Here is an 18,337-nt window from a genome sequence, read left to right as displayed (position 1 = left end):
TTGAAACTCCCAGAATCGACCACATCTAGTGAGGTATCTGGCAGGTTTCTTCATTCAGGATGTTTTATCGGTCCGACCTGCTCAAAAGGAAGGTGACCCATGCGTATAGATCGTTTAACCAGCAAATTGCAGTTAGCTCTATCCGACGCCCAATCGCTGGCCGTCGGCCTCGACCATCCCGGCATCGAGCCGGCGCACTTGATGCAAGCCATGCTTGAACAGCAGGGTGGTTCGATCAAACCCCTGTTGATGCAGGTCGGTTTTGACGTCAACAGCCTGCGTAAAGAGCTGACCAAAGAGCTCGACCAGCTCCCGAAAATCCAGAACCCGACCGGCGACGTGAACATGTCGCAGGACTTGGCGCGCCTGCTCAACCAGGCCGATCGCCTGGCCCAGCAGAAGGGCGACCAGTTCATCTCCAGTGAGCTGGTATTGCTCGCGGCAATGGACGAGAACAGCAAGCTCGGCAAGTTGCTGCTCGGCCAGGGCGTGAGCAAAAAAGCTCTGGAAAACGCGATCAACAACCTGCGTGGCGGCGAAGCAGTCAACGACGCCAACCACGAAGAGTCGCGCCAGGCGCTGGATAAGTACACCGTCGACCTGACCAAGCGTGCCGAAGAAGGCAAGCTCGATCCGGTGATCGGCCGTGACGACGAAATTCGCCGGACCATTCAGGTGCTGCAACGCCGCACCAAGAACAACCCGGTGCTGATTGGTGAACCTGGCGTGGGTAAAACCGCCATCGCCGAAGGTCTGGCCCAGCGCATCATCAACGGTGAAGTGCCTGATGGCCTGAAAGGCAAACGCCTGTTGTCCCTGGACATGGGGTCGCTGATTGCCGGTGCCAAGTACCGTGGCGAGTTCGAAGAGCGCCTCAAATCCTTGCTCAATGAGCTGTCCAAGCAAGAAGGGCAGATCATTCTGTTCATCGACGAACTGCACACCATGGTCGGCGCCGGTAAAGGCGAAGGCTCGATGGACGCGGGCAACATGCTCAAGCCTGCATTGGCTCGCGGTGAGCTGCACTGCGTCGGCGCGACCACGCTCAACGAGTACCGCCAATATATAGAGAAGGACGCGGCCCTCGAACGACGCTTCCAGAAAGTCCTGGTGGACGAGCCGAGCGAAGAAGACACCATCGCGATTCTGCGTGGCCTCAAAGAGCGTTATGAGGTTCACCACAAGGTGGCGATCACCGACGGCGCCATCATCGCCGCGGCCAAGCTCAGCCATCGCTACATAACGGACCGACAATTGCCGGATAAGGCCATCGACCTGATCGACGAAGCGGCCAGCCGTATCCGAATGGAGATCGACTCCAAGCCGGAAGTACTCGATCGTTTGGAGCGCCGTCTGATTCAGCTGAAGGTGGAATCCCAGGCGCTGAAAAAAGAAAGCGACGAAGCGGCGATCAAGCGCCTGGAAAAACTCCAGGAGGAAATCGTTCGCCTTGAGCGTGAATATTCGGACCTCGAAGAAATCTGGAACTCGGAAAAAGCCGAAGTCCAGGGTTCTGCGCAGATCCAGCAGAAAATCGAACAGTCCCGTCAGGAGCTGGAAGCCGCACGCCGTAAAGGCGATCTGAACCGCATGGCCGAGCTGCAATACGGGGTCATCCCGGACCTGGAACGCAGCCTGCAAATGGTCGATCAGCACGGCAAAAGCGAGAACCAGTTACTGCGCAGCAAGGTGACTGAGGAAGAAATCGCCGAAGTCGTTTCGAAGTGGACCGGCATTCCGGTGTCGAAAATGCTCGAAGGCGAGCGCGACAAACTGATGAAGATGGAAAGCCTGTTGCACCAGCGCGTGATCGGTCAGGACGAAGCAGTGATTGCCGTTTCCAACGCGGTGCGGCGTTCCCGGGCAGGGTTGTCCGACCCGAATCGCCCGAGCGGTTCGTTCATGTTCCTCGGCCCGACCGGTGTCGGTAAAACCGAGCTGTGCAAGGCGCTGGCCGAGTTCCTCTTTGATACCGAAGAGGCGATGGTGCGGATCGACATGTCCGAGTTCATGGAGAAACATTCCGTGGCCCGACTGATTGGTGCGCCACCGGGCTACGTGGGCTATGAAGAGGGCGGTTACCTGACTGAGGCGGTGCGTCGCAAGCCTTACTCGGTGATTCTCCTGGACGAGGTCGAGAAGGCCCACCCGGATGTGTTCAACATCTTGCTGCAAGTGCTGGAAGATGGACGCCTGACCGACAGTCATGGCCGCACGGTGGATTTCAAGAACACCGTGATCGTCATGACCTCCAACCTGGGCTCGGTGCAAATCCAGGAACTGGTCGGTGATCGCGAGGCGCAACGTGCGGCGGTGATGGATGCGATTTCCACCCACTTCCGGCCGGAGTTCATCAACCGGGTCGACGAAGTGGTGATCTTCGAGCCATTGGCGCGGGATCAGATCGCGGGCATTACCGAGATCCAGTTGGGTCGTCTGCGCAGTCGTCTGACCGAGCGCGAGCTGAAACTGGAGCTGAGTCCAGAGGCCATGGACAAGCTGATCGCGGTGGGTTACGACCCGGTGTACGGCGCGCGGCCGCTCAAACGGGCGATTCAGCGCTGGATCGAGAACCCGCTGGCGCAGCTGATTTTGTCGGGGCGATTCATGCCCGGCGACACCGCTGTCGGCACGGTGGAAAACGACGAAATCGTATTTGCCTGATCCGTTACGGCAGTGAAATAAACAAGGCCTCGCATCGCGAGGCCTTTTTTTCGTCAGGTTGTTGAACTGAAAGGAAAAGGCTTGTAAAGTGCGCCCCGCAGTAAGTCACCCGCAAGGGTTTCTGCTCCCCAAGCAGGAATCTGAAATAAGTTGCAAATCATTAACTTGAATGCAATTTAAGGGGTTGACAGAGGTGCTTAAGATTGTAGAATAGCGCGCCTCAGACACACGAACGCAGCGATGCGAACGAGTCGAAGAGAGTGCAACATAGCGTCAAACGTTGTAATTGAAATATGTAGTTCCGTGATAGCTCAGTCGGTAGAGCAAATGACTGTTAATCATTGGGTCCCAGGTTCGAGTCCTGGTCACGGAGCCAATTTCAAGCCGGGGTATAGCGCAGTCCGGTAGCGCGCCTGCTTTGGGAGCAGGATGTCAGGAGTTCGAATCCCCTTACCCCGACCATTTTTGGGTCGTTAGCTCAGTTGGTAGAGCAGTTGGCTTTTAACCAATTGGTCGTAGGTTCGAATCCCACACGACCCACCATTTTTGAAACCAGTTAACGCTGGGATCAGATCTTAAGATCAGACGCCAAAAGCTCTGTTCGCAGAAGGCGCCTTTTAAAGGTGCCTTTTTTTTACCGGGGTATAGCGCAGTCCGGTAGCGCGCCTGCTTTGGGAGCAGGATGTCAGGAGTTCGAATCCCCTTACCCCGACCATATTAAAAATCCTCGTATCGAAAGATACGGGGATTTTTTTTGTCTTCGATTTTTCTCTTCAAGAAAAAACACTTCAGTCATCGTACAACTTGCCGATAACGAGGCGACGGGGTAATGCCGAAACAACGCCCCTAATCCAGGCCATTACAACAATAGGGCGTTCGTTATGTTGCTTCGTCAGTTGAATATCGCACCTCGGGCCGCCTTGGGGTTTGCCCTGATCGCCGTGTTGGTCGCCTTGCTCGGGGTTTTCGCACTGGGGCAGATGTCGAGCATTCGCGACAGCGAAGTAGCGGTGGAGAAACAATGGCTGCCGAGTATCCGCGGCGGTGACGAGATCCGCGAGATCATGTTGCGCATCCGCACCATCTCCCTGCGCATGGCCCTCGATCAGGACCCCAAGAACATTTCTGTCTATCGCGGCCAGATGGACACCCGCGACAAAGAGCTGAGCGAAAAGATCGCGGCCTATGACAAGTTGGTCACCACCGTAGAAGGCAAGGCGCTGTATGACCAGTTCAAAACCACCTTCGCGGCATATCGTGCCGGCATTGCTCAATCGTTCTCACTGGCGGAGCAAGGACGTCGTGACGAACTTACAAAGCTGCTGTTGATAGACATGAAAACCGTGGTCGATGGCTCCGGTAAACAGCTCAATGACCTGGCCGAACTGTTCGCCAGACAGGTCGCCGCCGAGAGCGAGAAATCCGAAGCGCATTACGAAACATCGCGAATGATCGTCAGCCTGTTCATCGCCCTCGCAGCCTTGGCCACCGTTGGCCTGGCCATGCTGCTGACCCGCAGCATCGTCAAACCCCTGGGCGAAGCCTTGCACGCCGCAGAAAACGTAGCACGAGGCGATCTGACTCGCCCTATCGAAACCCATGGCAATGACGAAGTGAGCCGCTTGCTCAAGGCCCTCGCGACCATGCAACAGAACCTGCGGGAAACCTTGCAAGGTATCAGCGGCTCGGCGGCGCAACTGGCCACGGCAGCTGACGAGTTGAACGCCGTCACCCTCGACGGCACGCAGAACCTGCAACAACAGAACAACGAAATTGAACAAGCCGCCACCGCCGTCACTGAAATGACCACCGCCGTGGAGGAGGTCGCGCGCAACGCCGTGTCGACCTCCGACGCCACGCGCCAGTCCAGTGAGTCCGCACACGCTGGCCAGGAACGCGTCAGCGAAACGGTGACCGCCATCGGCGCACTCGCCAGCGATGTGCAGATTACCGGCGGGTTGGTGCAGTCCCTGGCCAACCAGTCGCAGGACATCGGCAAGGTGCTGGATGTGATTCGGGCGATTGCCGAGCAAACCAATCTGCTGGCGCTCAACGCCGCCATCGAAGCGGCGCGGGCCGGAGAAAGCGGTCGAGGGTTTGCGGTGGTGGCCGACGAAGTACGGGCGCTGGCGTATCGCACCCAGCAATCGACCCAGGAAATCGAGCAGATGGTCCAGGGCATGCGCAGTGGCTCAACTCTGGCGCTGGAGTCCATGCAAGCCAGCTCGACCCGTGCGGCCACCACGCTGGCCCTGGCCGAGCGTGCAGGCGAGGCGTTGCAGACCATCACTGAGTCGGTGCATCAGATTCACGAACGTAACCTGGTCATCGCCAGTGCTGCTGAAGAACAGGCGCAAGTGGCGCGGGAAGTCGATCGCAACCTGGTGAACATCCGCGATTTGTCGGTGCGCTCCGCTGCCGGCGCGGATCAGACCAGCACTTCGAGCCATGAGCTTTCGCAGCTGGCCAATTCGTTGCAAACCATGGTGCAGCGCTTCCAGGTGTAAATCCGCGAGATGAAAAAAAACCGCGCTTCCCGAAGGAACGCGCGGTTTTGTTCTTTGAAGCTTAGGCGCCGTCTTGATCTTTCAAGTGCTCGAACAGACCTTTTGGCATTTTCTTGCCGTTGGCTTCGAAGTTGGCTTTCACGTTGTCGTAAGCCTCTTGCTCGTCGATGAAACCGTCATGGTTGGTGTCGATCTTGTCGAAGTTGGACTTCGGCGCGACTTTCTGGAATTCGGCGCGGGAGACCTTGCCGTCGCCATCCGTATCGGTCTTCGCCATAGACGCATCGCCACACTTGCCTTCGCCACACTTGCCCTCAGGGGTTTTCACCACTTGTTCAGCCGACGCCAGAAGGTAGCCCTGGGTCAACGGCTGTGCAGCGAATACGGAACCGGACAACATCATGCCGCCGGCCAGAACAGCGCCGAGCAGACCAATAGTGTTTTTGGTAGTACGGGACATTTCAATACTCCTGGGTTGCACGACACAACCGTTCGATAAAGGACGCCACGTGAGTGCGGCGATAACCGTAGCGGGCGAGTTGCCTTGCTCGGATGTGGCCATTTAAAGGGCAGGGTGTATCGCTACTGTGTCGCGCAAGGGGGGAGTTTGTAAGCGAAGGGGGGAATTCGTGGCGGGAGATACAGTGAGACACATCTTCAGGTTGATAGAGAGCAAATGTGGGAGCGGGCTTGCTCGCGAAGAGGGAGTGTCAGTCGACATAATTGTTGTCTGAACCACCGATTTCGCGAGCAAGCCCGCTCCCACACTAAACCGAGTTAGTGCAGTTTGAGTCGCGGCTCAGTCCCGCGCCCGATCTTGCTGCCCAACATCAACATCGCCGTGCGAAACGCGCCATACAGCGCCATCTGGTGCATGCGATACAGCGACACGTAAAACATCCGCGCCAGCCAGCCCTCGAGCATCACGCTCCCGGTAAGGTTGCCCATCAAGTTACCCACAGCTGAAAAACGCGACAGCGAAATCAGCGAGCCGTAATCGGTGTACTTGTATTCTGGCAACGCCTTGCCTTCGATCCGCAGTTTCAGCGATTTGGCCAGTAACGAAGCCTGCTGATGCGCGGCCTGGGCGCGCGGCGGTACGTTGCGGTCGGTGCCCGGTTGCGGACAGGCCGCGCAGTCACCGAAGGCGAAGATGTTCTCGTCGCGGGTGGTTTGCAGGGTTGGCAGCACTTGCAGCTGGTTGATGCGATTGGTTTCCAGGCCATCGATGTCCTTGAGGAAACCCGGTGCACGAATGCCGGCGGCCCAGACTTTCAGGCTGGCGTTGATCACTTTGCCGTCGGCGGTGATCAGGCTGTCGGCGGTTACTTCGCTGACCGCGGCATTGGTCATGACGTTGACCCCGAGTTTTTCCAGAGTTTTATGCACAGGCCCGCCGATGCGTTCCGGCAGGGCTGGCAGCACCCGTGGGCCGGCTTCGATCAGGGTGATGTGCATGTTTTCCGGTTTGATTCGATCCAGGCCATAGGCCGCCAGCTCGTGCGCGGCGTTGTGCAGCTCAGCGGCCAACTCGACCCCGGTGGCACCCGCGCCAACGATGGCGACACTGATCTGCTCGACCTTGTCGGTCTGTCCGGCATGGGCGCGCAGGTAGTGATTGAGCAATTGCTGATGGAAACGCTCAGCCTGTTTGCGCGTGTCGAGGAACAGGCAATGCTGCGCCGCGCCTTGAGTGCCGAAATCGTTGGTGGTGCTGCCGACGGCAATCACCAGCGAGTCGTAAGCCACTTCACGCGCCGGGACCAGTTCCAGGCCGGCTTCGTCATAGGTGGCGGCCAGCTGGATTTTCTTCTGCGTGCGATCGAGCCCGCTCATGCGCCCCAGCTGGAACTCGAAGTGGTTCCATTTCGCCTGGGCAACATAGTTGAGTTCGTCTTCGGAAGAGTTCAGCGACCCGGCCGCCACTTCGTGCAGCAACGGCTTCCAGATGTGGGTCAGGTTCGCGTCGACCAGCATCACACTGGCCGTGCCACGTTTGCCCAGAGTCTTACCCAGACGGGTAGCCAACTCCAGACCGCCGGCGCCGCCGCCAACGATGACAATACGATGAGTCATAGGGATATCTCGCAAGGCTAAAAGAAATCGGTGCAATTACCCGAGCGAGCGCGATGCAGCTCATAGCGTCAGGTAACTGATAAAGCGGCTCAACAGGCCTAAACCAATGGTCACTGCCAACACCACCACCAGGAGCATCCACGGCCGAAAAGGCCGGCGCTCGACTCGGTGCTGGGACAGGTGCAGGTACTCTTCGACATGTTTCTGGTCGTCTGGGTTCAGGCGGCTGGTCATTTTGGGCCTCGTCAGGTAGACGTTGCTGAAGGTGTAGAAGCTACAGGCTGATTCAACGAACGTTGAACGGAGCATAGCCGCTGGCTGGAACAGGCTCGACGCTCACCGTGTCGTCCAGGCGAATGATTCCACCTTGTAACACCCGGGCGGTGATTCCGCCATGTCCGCGAACCGCTTGAAACGTCCCGGGGCCGAGGTTGTTCTGCAGGCGTGCGCACGGCTGGCACCAGCCGGTGGTTTCGAAAATCGCCTGGCCGATGCGGAAGCGCCGACCCTTGAGGCTGAACAGGTTGATACCGCTGATAACGAGGTTGCGCCGCAAATCATCAGGCAATATCGGCTTATCGTCCGGGCGGCCCATCAGCGAACTGATTACCGCCAAGTGTTCCCACTGAATCAACGTCACCTGCCGCGCGTTACGCACACCGGGGCGGGCTCGATCGCCGGTCAGGCCGGCTTCAAGTCGTGCTTCTACGGCATCCAGTTCGATCATCGGCACATGAGGTTCCGGGCGCACGCCGATCCAGCGCACGCGGCCGGTTTGCGGTACTTCGGCGATTAACTCCTGCAAAGGGCTCACAGGCTGATCCCGACGTCAAAAACGATGCTGCGACCCAGGTTGTTGCGCAGGAAATCCGGCGCGTCCGGGTGGGCGAACAGCACCCGTGCGAACGTCGGGCCGACCAGCGACAGCGAACGCCAGCCCTGACGCAAGTATTCGGTCGGTGGCGGGAAATGGCTGTTGAGGTCCAGCACCTCACGCTTGAGGCTGGCGAACGCGATGATGTCGAGTTCCCCCAGGTCCATGCCGCGTTCTTTGTAGTTGTGCGCTTTTTTACGCAAGGTCGGCGCCAGTCTCAGCAGAAACTCGTTGGCCGGAATGCGCCGGGGCTTGGCCTCGCGACGCACGAGCTGGCTCAGGGAAAACGCACTGCGCCGGCGTTGCAGCTCATCGCGCCATTCGTCGTTGAGGCGCCGGCCTTCGTCGAGGACGAAGAACACCTCGAAACTGGCGTCACGAAACAGCACGTCCGGCGGCTCCCCGGCGGGGGCGAACTCGTCGGCGCGATAGGGAATGTTCAGGCCTTGCAGCAGGCGTTGGCAGACCCAACGCTCACGCTCCCATTTGCGGGCATTGGACAAGAACGCGTTGGCTTGCTCGGCCGCGATGGTCAGCAGGCGTAAATAATCTGAGTCATCCATAGGCCCAAGCTTAGCGTTCAAATGCGATCGCAAAGAAGTCAGTTTATCGGAGAAGGTCAGATCTGCCGGATCTGCGGCGCGCCAAGCCCGCGCCAATTCTCATCCCGCGCCCGGTTCAGGGCAACGCACAAAACGGATAGCGATCTGCGCAAAGCGGATATTGCGCCGTGCCTGGCGCCTCTACCCTCGGCTGTACGGACGTTCGCCGCGTTACCGACGCTCTAAAAAAACAACAACAAGAGATAAATGCCATGCGCAAGATTGACGTACATGAGGTTATCGACAACGCACGATTCAACCGCTTTCACTGGATGGTGCTGTTCTGGTGTGCCCTGATCATCATCTTCGACGGTTACGATTTGGTGATCTACGGCGTGGTGCTGCCGATGCTGATGAAAGAGTGGGGGCTCAGTCCCCTGCAAGCGGGCGCACTGGGCAGTTACGCACTGTTCGGGATGATGTTTGGCGCGCTGTTCTTCGGTCCGCTGTCGGACAAGATCGGCCGCAAAAAAGCCATCACGATCTGCGTAATGCTCTTCAGCGGTTTTACCGTGCTCAACGGTTTTGCCCGTAACCCCACCGAGTTTGGCATTTGCCGGTTCATCGCTGGCCTGGGCATCGGCGGGGTGATGCCCAACGTCGTGGCGCTGATGAACGAGTACGCACCGAAGAAAATCCGCAGCACGCTGGTGGCGATCATGTTTAGCGGCTACTCGGTGGGCGGCATGCTCTCGGCGGGACTCGGGATCGTGCTGATCCCGAGTTTTGGCTGGCAATCGGTGTTTTACGTAGCGGTGCTGCCGTTGCTGTTGTTGCCGTTGATCATGTACTTCCTGCCCGAGTCGGTGGGTTTCATGCTGCGTCAGGGCCGCAATGCAGAGGCGCGCAACATTCTGGAACGGATTGATCCGGCTTACGTCGCCCACGCCAGCGATCTGTTGCACATGAGCGAAGTGAAGGGCACCGGCACCCCGGTCCTGCAATTGTTCCGCGAGGGTCGCGCGCTGCGCACGCTGATGCTGTGGCTGGCGTTCTTCTGCTGTCTGCTGATGGTCTACGCACTGAGTTCCTGGCTGCCAAAATTGATGGCCAACGCCGGTTACAGCCTGGGATCGAGTCTGTCGTTCCTGCTGGTGCTCAACTTCGGTGCCATTTTCGGCGCGGTTGGCGGCGGTGTGCTGGGGGACAAACTCAACCTGCCGCGGGTGTTGGCGGTGTTCTTCGCCGTGGCGGCCGTGTCGATCACCTTGCTGGGTTTCAACAGCCCGACGCCAGTGTTGTACCTGCTGATCGCCATTGCCGGCGCCACCACCATTGGCTCGCAGATTCTGTTGTACGCCTGCGCCGCGCAGTTCTACTCCATGACCATTCGCTCCACCGGTCTGGGTTGGGCGTCGGGTATCGGACGCAACGGCGCCATCGTCGGACCCTTGCTGGGCGGTGCGTTACTCGGGATCAGCCTGCCGCTGCAACTGAACTTCATGGCCTTTGCCTTGCCGGGTGCGGTGGCCGCGATTGCCATGACCGTGTTCGCCATCAGCAGCCGGCGCAGTGCCCGACAACCGTTACCGGGTTTGCACGGGTCGCCTGACGGGGCTGTCGGCGAGGCTTCATGAAAAGGTTATTCCAGGACTTTTCCCTGTCAGCGGCCGTCGCCGGTTTCATCGCCACGGTGATTTCCTACGCCGGGCCGTTGGTGATCATCTTTCAGGCGGCCGAGGCGGCGCATCTCTCGCGGGAGGTGTTGTCGTCCTGGGTCTGGGCGATTTCGATCGGCAGCGCCGTGCTTGGCATCGGTCTGAGCCTGCGTTACCGCGTGCCGGTGATCATCGCGTGGTCGGCGCCGGGCTCGGCGTTGCTGGTGGCGTTGTTGCCGGGGATCTCCATGCCGGAAGCGGTGGGCGCCTATCTGGTCAGCAGTCTGATTATTTTCCTGGTCGGGGTGTCGGGTGCCTTTGACCGGATCATTGGCAAACTGCCCGCTGCGATTGCGGCGGCGATGCTGGCGGGGATTCTGTTCAGCTTCGGCACCGGGTTGTTCGTGTCGCTGCAGGGCAAACCGTTGCTGGTGCTGGCGATGTTTGCCACGTACCTGATCTGCAAACGGCTGATGCCCCGTTATGCGGTGGTGATGGTGTTGCTGATGGGTTGCTCGATGGCTTTTCTCGGAGGTGATTTGCACAGCGAAGCCTTGGTGATCGGTTTGGCCACGCCGGTGTGGATAACGCCCGTGTTCAGCCTGAGCGCGACGCTGAATATCGCCTTGCCCCTGGTGATGGTGGCACTGACCGGCCAGTTTGTGCCCGGCATGACGGTGCTGCGCGCCAGTGGTTACGCCACGCCGGCCGGCCCGATCATCGCCAGCAGTGCGTTGGGCACAGCGCTGCTGGCACCGTTCGGTTGTCACGGGCTGAATCTGGCGGCAATCACCGCAGCGATTTGTACCGGGCGCGAGGCCCATGAAGATCCCGGCAAACGCTATGTGGCCGGGGTTGTCGGCGGGCTGTGTTACCTGGTGCTGGGGATCTTCGGCGCCACCCTGGTTTCACTGTTTTCGGCGTTCCCCAAGGAATTGATCGCGGCCCTGGCCGGGTTGGCGCTGTTCGCTGCGATTGCCGGGGCGTTGGCCGGCGCGATGGCCGTACCGAGTGATCGCGAAGCCGCGCTTGTGACCTTTCTGACCACCGCGTCGGGCATGTCGTTGCTGGGTTTGTCCGCCGCTTTTTGGGGGCTGATTTTCGGCATGGTCACGCATGTGTTGTTAAACGCCCGCCGTCCCGTTTCCCGCCGCGAATCCGCTGCGGCTGAAGCACTTCAACCTGTCGATCAATAAAAATAAGAGAAGAAACGATGAAACAGATTTTTCCAACAACCGGATCAGCGTTGTCCATGGCTGTCGTCTCGAATTTCTCCGCCGGTGCGATGGCGGCCGAGGGCGGCTTCATCGAAGACACCACGGCGACCTTGCAAGCGCGCAATTACTACTTCAGCCGGGACTTTTCCGACATCGTCGGGGCGAACAATCAGTCGAAGGCTGAAGAGTGGGCACAGGGCTTCATCCTCAACGTCAAATCCGGTTATACCCAGGGGCCCGTCGGTTTTGGTGTCGATGTCATTGGCCTGCTCGGCCTCAAACTCGACAGCAGCCCGGACCGGGTCAATACCGGATTGCTGCCGGTGCGGGATGACGGTCGTGCCGCGAATGATTACAGCCGTCTGGAAGGCGCGTTGAAGGTACGTTTCTCCAAGACCGAACTGAAGGTGGGTGAACTGCAACCCAATCTGCCGGTGCTGGCCTTCAGTGATATCCGTTTGCTGCCGCCCAGCTATCAGGGCGCAAGCATCAGCTCGAACGAGATCAATGGCCTGACGGTGCAAGGGGGGCATTTGAATTCGACCAGCCTGCGCAACGAGGCTGGCGACGAAAAAATGCAAGCCATGCTCGGCCATGTGCCGCAGCGACAGGTCAGCAGTGATGGCTTCAACTTTGCTGGCGCCGATTACGCCTTCAACGATAAACGCAGCTCGGTCAGCGCCTGGTTCGGGCAACTGGAAGATATCTACAACCAGCGCTTTATCGGCCTCAAGCACAGCCAGCCGATGGGCAACTGGACCCTGGGCGCCAACCTTGGCTATTACGATTCGCGCGAAGACGGCAAGAAGCTACTGGGCAATATCGACAACCAGGCGTTCTTCTCCCTGCTGTCGGCCAAGCGCGGTGGCCACACGTTCTATCTCGGCTATCAGGGGATGTTCGGCGACAGCGCCTTCCCGCGAGTCTTTGCCAACATCTCACCGCTGGGCAACGAGGTGCCGACCTACGAGTTTGCCTACACCGACGAGCGCTCCTGGCAGGCACGTTACGACTACGATTTCGCGGCGCTCGGCGTGCCGGGGCTGACCAGCACCGTGCGCTATATCAGCGGCAACAATGTCGATACCGGCCAAGGGTTCGAGGGCAAGGACCGCGAGCGTGATCTCGATCTCGGCTATGTGTTGCAGAGCGGCAGCCTCAAAGGCCTCGGGATTCGCGTGCGCAACGTGATGGCGCGCTCCAATTACCGCAGCGATATCGATGAGAACCGTCTGATCCTCAGCTATACGTGGACGCTGCTATGAGACGCCGATCACAAGCTGCTGACGCAGTTACCCATCACATGATACGTCACGCGATGAGTCTCGCCCTGATGATCGATGTAGACCATGGTCGCTGGCACGACGTCGCAGGCGGTGGCGGTGTCTGTCACTGAAACCACTTCGGCGATGTCCAGCGGCTGTGCCGGGTTGTAACGGGTGGCCGCTGGTTCGTTGCCGGCGGCCATGGCCGAGGTGGCGACAACGGTCAGAAACAGGCTGATCAGGTTTTTCATTGTTTCGTGCTCCGTGTTGATTCCGATACCTGAATTCTAGTCGTTGCCCGCGACCGATAAAGGGGCATGCGCCTGATGCAGCCTTACATGAAACGTAACAGTCACCGCCCCTGGAGGGCCTATGGATTTGCTCAATAACTTGCGGGTGTTCGTCCGCGTGGTGGACTGCGCCAGTTTTACCGCCGCCGCCGATGCGCTGGACCTGTCGACCGCGCAAGTGTCGCGACTGGTGGCGGATCTGGAGCAGCATGTGCAAGCACGCTTGCTGCAACGCACCACCCGGCGATTGAGCCTGACCGAGGCCGGTGAACGCTTCCTGCTGCGCAGTCGGCAAATACTCGAATCAATGGAGGAGGCGACGGCAGAGGCACGCGGCGCCCATCTCAAACCGAGTGGACGGCTGCGGGTGCACAGCATGAACGGGCTGGGTGTGCTGATCACGCCGTTGATCGCCCGTTACAGCGAGCTTTACCCTGATGTGGTGTTCGAGCTGACCCTGTCGCAGCGCAATCCCGATCCACTGGAAGACGGGCACGATGTGGTGATTTCGATTGCCCATGAACTGGCCGATTCGCAATTGGTCGCCCAGACCATCGGGCAGATTTACAGCGTGCCCTGCGCTTCCCCGCAATACCTGCAACGGCGGGGTGTGCCGCACACACCGATGGCGCTGAATGATCATCAGTGCCTGCGCATGCTCGACCCGTTGTACAGCGATGAATGGGTGTTCCAGGACGAAGAGGGCGAGCATGCCGTCAGCCCGGCCAAGACCTTTCAGTGCAACGTCGCCGAGTCGATGGTCAAGGCGTCGGAGGCTGGCATGGGGATCAGCCTGATTCCGTTCTACACCGCAACGCGACCCTTGAGCGATGGCACCTTGTTGCGCCTGCTGCCGGCCTGGCGTCCCCGTGAACGCAATGTGTATGCGCTGTACCCGTCGCGGCGTTTTCTCGATGCCAAGGTCAGGACCTGGGTGGACTTCCTCAAGGCTGAATTGCCCAGGCTATTCGCTGAACACGAGGCGGTGATGAACGATCCACGGCATTGGGCCTGACGGCCCGGAACGACTCATCCCGTTTACGTCATCCCCAGCCAGTTCGGCAGGACCAGAGAAATCCACGGTACGTAGGTAATCAATATCAGGAACAGCAACAGGATAATCAGCCAAGGCATGGCTGCACGGATGGTGGCGGTCAGCGACATCCCGGTCACCGCCGAGGTGACGAACAGATTCAGCCCCACGGGCGGGGTAATCAGGCCGATCTCCAGGTTCACCACCATGATGATGCCCAGGTGGATCGGGTCGATCCCCAACTGCATGGCGATCGGAAACAGGATTGGCGCCAGGATCAGGATGATTGCCGAGGGTTCCATGAACGCCCCCGCCACCAACAACACGATGTTCACCACGAGCAGGAATGTCACCGGCGTCAGGCCCGCCCCGATGACCCAGGCGGTGATTTGTTGGGGTAATTGCTCGGTGGTCAATACATGTGCGAAGAGCATGGCATTGGCGATGATAAACATCAGCATGATGCTCAGCTTGGCGGATTCGAGCAGCACCTTCGGCGTTTCACGGAATGTCATGTCCTTGTAGACGAACAGCGCAACGAATGCCGAGTACACCGCCGCCACTGCCGCCGCCTCGGTCGGGGTGAACATCCCGGAGTAGATGCCGCCCAGGATGATCACCATGAGCAACAGGCCCCAGATGGCCTTGCGTGCTGCCGTCAACCATTCACGGACAGTCGCCCGCGGCATGGCGGGCAGGTTTTTCCTGACGGCGACGATGTAGATGGCAATCATCAAGAAAGTACCCAGCAACAGGCCCGGCACCACGCCGGCCATGAACAGCTTGCCGACCGAGGTTTCGGTTGCCGCGGCATACACCACCATCACGATGGACGGAGGGATGAGAATGCCCAACGTGCCGGCGTTGCACACAATACCGGCACCGAACGCCTGTGGATAACCGGAGCGGACCATGCCCGCGATGGCGATGGAGCCCACGGCGGCTACTGTGGCGGGGCTTGAGCCGGACAGCGCAGCGAACAGCATGCACGCCAATACCGCCGCGATGGCCAGGCCGCCGCGAATATGACCGACGCAAGCGTTGGCAAAATCGATCAAGCGCCGTGCCACACCGCCCGTGGTCATGAAGGCGCCGGCCAGCAAAAAGAACGGGATCGCCAACAACGTGTAGTGCTCGGACGTCTCGAACAACTTGATGGCCAGTGAACGCACGGAGTCAGGGCTGAAAAGGATGATCGTCAGCGAACCGGCCAAGCCAAGGGAAATGGCGATCGGTACGCCGATAAACATCAGTACGAACAGAGCAACAAAGAGGAAAAGAATGGTCATTTCTTGTCGTCCTCATGCTCGGTCAGTTTCAACACATCCGCGGCCTCATCGGCCAGGCCCAGGCCCGTTTGGCGGTTTTGCACGATGCGCACCAGAATTTCGGCAAAACGGATGAATACCAAGGCAAAGCCCACGGGCACGATCAGCCCGATGTGCCATTGCTTGATGCCGTAATGGCCGAGGTCTTCGGCGCCGATTTCGGCGATGAACAAGGTTTGAATCCATTCGAAACTGGCGACGCCGAGCAGGCCTGCATAGGCCAGGCTGCAAAGGCAGGCAATGATGCCGATGATTCGCTGGGCCGGTTTGCTGGCCAGTTTCACCAAGGCATCGACACCGATATGCCCGGCCGTTCGCACCCCATAGGACAAGCCAAAAAAGATCAGCCAGGCAAACAGGGCTTTGGTCAGCGAAATGCTCCACGTCATCGCCTGGGCCATCCCCATGACGCTGTCGCCAATCGCGAATAACGGTTCACTGGCGCTCGGCCAAGCGTCGGCAAAGCTGTAGAAAACGCTATAGAGGTTGTTCAGGATGACGTAAACGAACGTCACCAGCGTCATCGCCGCCAGCAGGAAAACAATGAAGCCTTCTTCAAAGTGGTCCCAGATGCGCCGCAAGGCATTCATGAGTGGCATCTCCTGATCGAGTGACGACTATGAAACAGGGGCCGCCTTCCCGGGCAGTCCCCTTGGCAGCCCCCCTGGCAGACTACTGAGCCTGGTTTGAGGCGTCGGCGGCCTTGATCAGGTCGACACCGATAGCACCTTCGAACTTCGTCCAGACCGGCTTCATTGCTTCGCGCCACTTGCCACGTTGTTCCGGGGTCAGCGTGATGATTTCGGTGGTTTTGGCGTCGATGATGCGCTGTTTGTCATCCTGGTTCAGTTTCTCTGCCTTTTGGTTCACCTGGGTGGTGACCTCGACGATGATTTTGTCCAGTTCGGCTTTCACATCCGGCGGCAGACCAGTCCAGAACTTGGTGTTGGTGATCAACATGTAATCCAGCAAGCCATGGTCGGACTCGGTAATGAACTTTTGCACTTCGTACATTTTCTGGCTGTAGATGTTCGAGTAAGGGTTTTCCGCGCCATTGACGACACCGGTCTGCAAGCTCTGGTACACCTCGGCGAAGCTCAACTTGCGCGGGTTGGCTTTTACTGCCTTGAATTGCTCTTCGAGCACGGCCGAGGCCTGCACACGGAATTTCAAGCCGCGGGCATCGCCCGGTTCACGCAGCGCCTTGTTGGCGGACAGCTGCTTCATGCCGTTATGCCAATAGGCAAGTCCGGTGATGTTTTTGCTTTCCATGGACTTGAGAAGTTCCTGGCCTTCATGGCTTCGCTGGAAGCGGTCAACTGCCGAGATGTCGTTGAACAGGAAGGGCAAATCAAATAGCTGTAACTTGGGTGTGTATTGTTCGAATTTGGCCAGCGACGGCGCAATCATCTGCACATCGCCTAACAGCAGCGCCTCCATTTCCTTGCCATCGCCAAACAGCGCAGAGTTCGGATAAACCTCTACCTTGACCTTGCCCGCCAGACGTTCTTCAACCAGCGTCTTGAACAGCAGGGCGCCTTGGCCTTTGGGCGTCTGTTCGGCGACGACATGTGAAAACTTGATAATGATTGGATCAGCTGCCAGCGCGAGGTTCGTCACGCCCAGCGCGAGTGTGCAGGCAACTGCGTTCCACAATGACTTGAGCATTCAGATGTTCCCCTTGTTGTTATTACGTGCAGTTGATGTCTGAACTGCATCTGCACGATGGACAAAAGGAGTCTAGGCAATAAATCACCATTGGTCGTCGGGACGGGTATTTGCGAGCGATATGGGCAGTCAGAACCGCCGGTGTAGACTGAGGGAGGTCAGGAGGGGAGCAGCGTGAAATATAGAACAGTGTTATCGCCCGATCTTGCGCTTACAGGGGCCCAGGGGCTGGAGAAGGTTCACCCATGATCGGCGCCGAGTTACTGTCGCCTGAAACCCTCGTTGCGGGCTGGTTGATCTATGTTCCGGTGCTGATCTGGGCCGTTGCCCGAGCACCGTGGGTCGAATTGTTCAGCGACAGGCGCCGCCAGCATCTGTTGTTCGGCACGGTGTTCGCGTTGTTCATGCTGTGGCTGGTGCGTCGCGACTTTGATACGGGCGTGTCCTACCACTTCATCGGCATGACCGCGGTGACGCTGTTGCTTGACTGGCCACTGGCGATTGTCGGCGGGTTGGTCGCACAAGCGGGCTTAGTGCTGCTCGGGCGCCAGGATCTGCTGGCGATGGGGGTCAACGGCGCGCTGTTTATTCTGCTGCCGGTGCTGGTCACCGAATGCTGCGCGATCCTGGTGGAGCGAGCGCAGCCGCGTAATCCCTTCGTGTATATCTTCGTTTCCGGTTTTTCCGCCGCAGCGCTTTCGGCGTTGTTGTGCCTGGTGTTGGCGCTGACGTTGCTGTGGTATGACGAGCTTTTTGCCATGCCTTATTGGCTCGAGGATTTTGTCGGTTATCTGTGGCTGATCATTTTTCCGGAGGCGTTCATCAACGGCATGGTGGTCAGTGCGCTGGTGGTGTTCTGCCCCGAATGGCTGGAGACCTTCAATCGCACACGCTACCTTTCGGCACCCTGGAAAGACGACGATCCCAACTCTTGATCCACGTCAAATGCAAAAGCCGCTCACGAATCCATGCTCCGCAAAACCTTCAGGAGCATCGAAATGAGTGTCTACGAATGGGCAAGGCAGGAGTTGCGTCAGAGTCTGGATGGCGCGCAGGAAGTCGGATTTGATCCGGGGTTGAGCTTGCGCGCCTTGCTCAGCGCCGTGGTGCAGCAGAGCAAGGCCGTGCGCAGTGCCGAAGACCTGGCCGACGAGTTGCGTTTTCTTGCGGAAAACCTCGATGAAGGCCAGGACTACGGCTTTATGCGGCCCTGAG

Annotated in this window: 17 protein-coding genes and 4 tRNA genes; 12 read left to right on the top strand and 9 right to left on the bottom strand. The window is 58.8% G+C overall.

The window, feature by feature from the left end; genetic code table 11:
- Window positions 1-99 precede the first annotated feature (99 nt).
- The 6 genes from clpB to ACA072_RS24825 all read left to right on the top strand — a co-directional run bounded on the left by clpB (window position 100) and on the right by ACA072_RS24825 (window position 5,171).
- A complete protein-coding gene (clpB, locus tag ACA072_RS24850) occupies window positions 100-2,664 on the top strand; it encodes an ATP-dependent chaperone ClpB (protein WP_461955766.1) in 2,565 nt (854 codons plus the stop codon).
- Between the two features lie 300 nt (window positions 2,665-2,964).
- A tRNA-Asn gene (locus ACA072_RS24845) sits at window positions 2,965-3,040 on the top strand.
- Window positions 3,041-3,049: 9 nt separating this feature from the next.
- Window positions 3,050-3,126 (top strand) — tRNA-Pro (locus ACA072_RS24840).
- 5 nt (window positions 3,127-3,131) lie between these two features.
- Window positions 3,132-3,207 (top strand) — tRNA-Lys (locus tag ACA072_RS24835).
- A 95-nt stretch (window positions 3,208-3,302) separates the two neighbouring features.
- A tRNA-Pro gene (locus ACA072_RS24830) sits at window positions 3,303-3,379 on the top strand.
- Window positions 3,380-3,545: 166 nt separating this feature from the next.
- A complete protein-coding gene (locus tag ACA072_RS24825; RefSeq protein ID WP_497621203.1) occupies window positions 3,546-5,171 on the top strand; it encodes a methyl-accepting chemotaxis protein in 1,626 nt (541 codons plus the stop codon).
- A 61-nt stretch (window positions 5,172-5,232) separates the two neighbouring features.
- Here ACA072_RS24825 and ACA072_RS24820 read toward each other — a convergent pair whose 3' ends face one another.
- The 5 genes from ACA072_RS24820 to ACA072_RS24800 all read right to left on the bottom strand — a co-directional run bounded on the left by ACA072_RS24820 (window position 5,233) and on the right by ACA072_RS24800 (window position 8,684).
- The gene (locus ACA072_RS24820) at window positions 5,233-5,631 is read right to left on the bottom strand and encodes an HvfA family oxazolone/thioamide-modified RiPP metallophore (protein WP_010467563.1); all 399 of its coding nucleotides are present in this window, start codon (window positions 5,629-5,631) and stop codon (window positions 5,233-5,235) included.
- Between the two features lie 317 nt (window positions 5,632-5,948).
- Window positions 5,949-7,247: an NAD(P)/FAD-dependent oxidoreductase gene (locus tag ACA072_RS24815; RefSeq protein ID WP_497621202.1), complete on the bottom strand. Its 1,299-nt coding sequence runs from the start codon at window positions 7,245-7,247 to the stop codon at window positions 5,949-5,951.
- A gap of 60 nt (window positions 7,248-7,307) precedes the next feature.
- On the bottom strand, window positions 7,308-7,481 hold the full coding sequence (locus ACA072_RS24810; RefSeq protein ID WP_008028730.1) for a DUF3094 domain-containing protein: 174 nt from the start codon (window positions 7,479-7,481) through the stop codon (window positions 7,308-7,310).
- A 52-nt stretch (window positions 7,482-7,533) separates the two neighbouring features.
- Window positions 7,534-8,061 carry an MOSC domain-containing protein gene (locus ACA072_RS24805; RefSeq protein WP_497621201.1) on the bottom strand — a complete coding sequence of 176 codons (528 nt, stop codon included), beginning with the start codon at window positions 8,059-8,061 and terminating at the stop codon, window positions 7,534-7,536.
- Window positions 8,058-8,684: a DUF1780 domain-containing protein gene (locus tag ACA072_RS24800; RefSeq protein ID WP_109634930.1), complete on the bottom strand. Its 627-nt coding sequence runs from the start codon at window positions 8,682-8,684 to the stop codon at window positions 8,058-8,060. Before ACA072_RS24800 ends, ACA072_RS24805 begins: the two co-directional genes overlap by 4 nt.
- 251 nt (window positions 8,685-8,935) lie before the next feature.
- Between ACA072_RS24800 and ACA072_RS24795 the strand changes: the two genes are divergently transcribed.
- Genes ACA072_RS24795 through ACA072_RS24785 form a run of 3 tightly spaced genes read left to right on the top strand, consistent with a single transcriptional unit; the run spans window position 8,936 to window position 12,803 of the window.
- Window positions 8,936-10,300 (top strand): aromatic acid/H+ symport family MFS transporter, encoded by a 1,365-nt coding sequence (locus ACA072_RS24795; protein WP_497621200.1) that lies wholly within the window; start codon window positions 8,936-8,938, stop codon window positions 10,298-10,300.
- Complete coding sequence (locus tag ACA072_RS24790) at window positions 10,297-11,517, top strand: benzoate/H(+) symporter BenE family transporter (protein WP_497621198.1); 1,221 nt, start codon at window positions 10,297-10,299, stop codon at window positions 11,515-11,517. The genes ACA072_RS24795 and ACA072_RS24790 overlap by 4 nt, the downstream gene beginning before the upstream one ends.
- Before the next feature lie 17 nt (window positions 11,518-11,534).
- Window positions 11,535-12,803: an OprD family porin gene (locus ACA072_RS24785; RefSeq protein ID WP_497621196.1), complete on the top strand. Its 1,269-nt coding sequence runs from the start codon at window positions 11,535-11,537 to the stop codon at window positions 12,801-12,803.
- A gap of 8 nt (window positions 12,804-12,811) precedes the next feature.
- On the opposite strand, the gene ACA072_RS24780 is transcribed toward ACA072_RS24785, so the two are convergent.
- Window positions 12,812-13,054 (bottom strand): DUF2790 domain-containing protein, encoded by a 243-nt coding sequence (locus ACA072_RS24780; RefSeq protein WP_497621194.1) that lies wholly within the window; start codon window positions 13,052-13,054, stop codon window positions 12,812-12,814.
- A gap of 121 nt (window positions 13,055-13,175) precedes the next feature.
- Here ACA072_RS24780 and ACA072_RS24775 point away from each other — a divergent pair, with 121 nt between their 5' ends.
- The gene (locus tag ACA072_RS24775) at window positions 13,176-14,108 is read left to right on the top strand and encodes a LysR family transcriptional regulator (RefSeq protein ID WP_497621192.1); all 933 of its coding nucleotides are present in this window, start codon (window positions 13,176-13,178) and stop codon (window positions 14,106-14,108) included.
- A 23-nt stretch (window positions 14,109-14,131) separates the two neighbouring features.
- Here the strand turns inward: ACA072_RS24775 and dctM are convergent, their stop codons facing one another.
- The 3 genes from dctM to ACA072_RS24760 all read right to left on the bottom strand — a co-directional run bounded on the left by dctM (window position 14,132) and on the right by ACA072_RS24760 (window position 17,122).
- A complete protein-coding gene (gene dctM / locus ACA072_RS24770; RefSeq protein ID WP_497448936.1) occupies window positions 14,132-15,415 on the bottom strand; it encodes a C4-dicarboxylate TRAP transporter large permease protein DctM in 1,284 nt (427 codons plus the stop codon).
- Window positions 15,412-16,044: a TRAP transporter small permease gene (locus ACA072_RS24765; protein WP_497621190.1), complete on the bottom strand. Its 633-nt coding sequence runs from the start codon at window positions 16,042-16,044 to the stop codon at window positions 15,412-15,414. Before ACA072_RS24765 ends, dctM begins: the two co-directional genes overlap by 4 nt.
- An 82-nt stretch (window positions 16,045-16,126) precedes the next feature.
- The gene (locus ACA072_RS24760) at window positions 16,127-17,122 is read right to left on the bottom strand and encodes a TRAP transporter substrate-binding protein (RefSeq protein ID WP_497621188.1); all 996 of its coding nucleotides are present in this window, start codon (window positions 17,120-17,122) and stop codon (window positions 16,127-16,129) included.
- Window positions 17,123-17,367: 245 nt separating this feature from the next.
- On the opposite strand from ACA072_RS24760, the gene ACA072_RS24755 reads away from it, so the two are divergent.
- Window positions 17,368-18,057 carry an energy-coupling factor ABC transporter permease gene (locus tag ACA072_RS24755; protein ID WP_497621187.1) on the top strand — a complete coding sequence of 230 codons (690 nt, stop codon included), beginning with the start codon at window positions 17,368-17,370 and terminating at the stop codon, window positions 18,055-18,057.
- A 63-nt stretch (window positions 18,058-18,120) separates the two neighbouring features.
- Window positions 18,121-18,336: a hypothetical protein gene (locus tag ACA072_RS24750; protein ID WP_131061760.1), complete on the top strand. Its 216-nt coding sequence runs from the start codon at window positions 18,121-18,123 to the stop codon at window positions 18,334-18,336.
- The last annotated feature ends 1 nt before the right edge of the window (window position 18,337 follow it).

It is taken from the genome of Pseudomonas sp. LBUM1656, from assembly GCF_059716065.1.
This window is presented reverse-complemented; position numbering and strand designations above follow the sequence as displayed.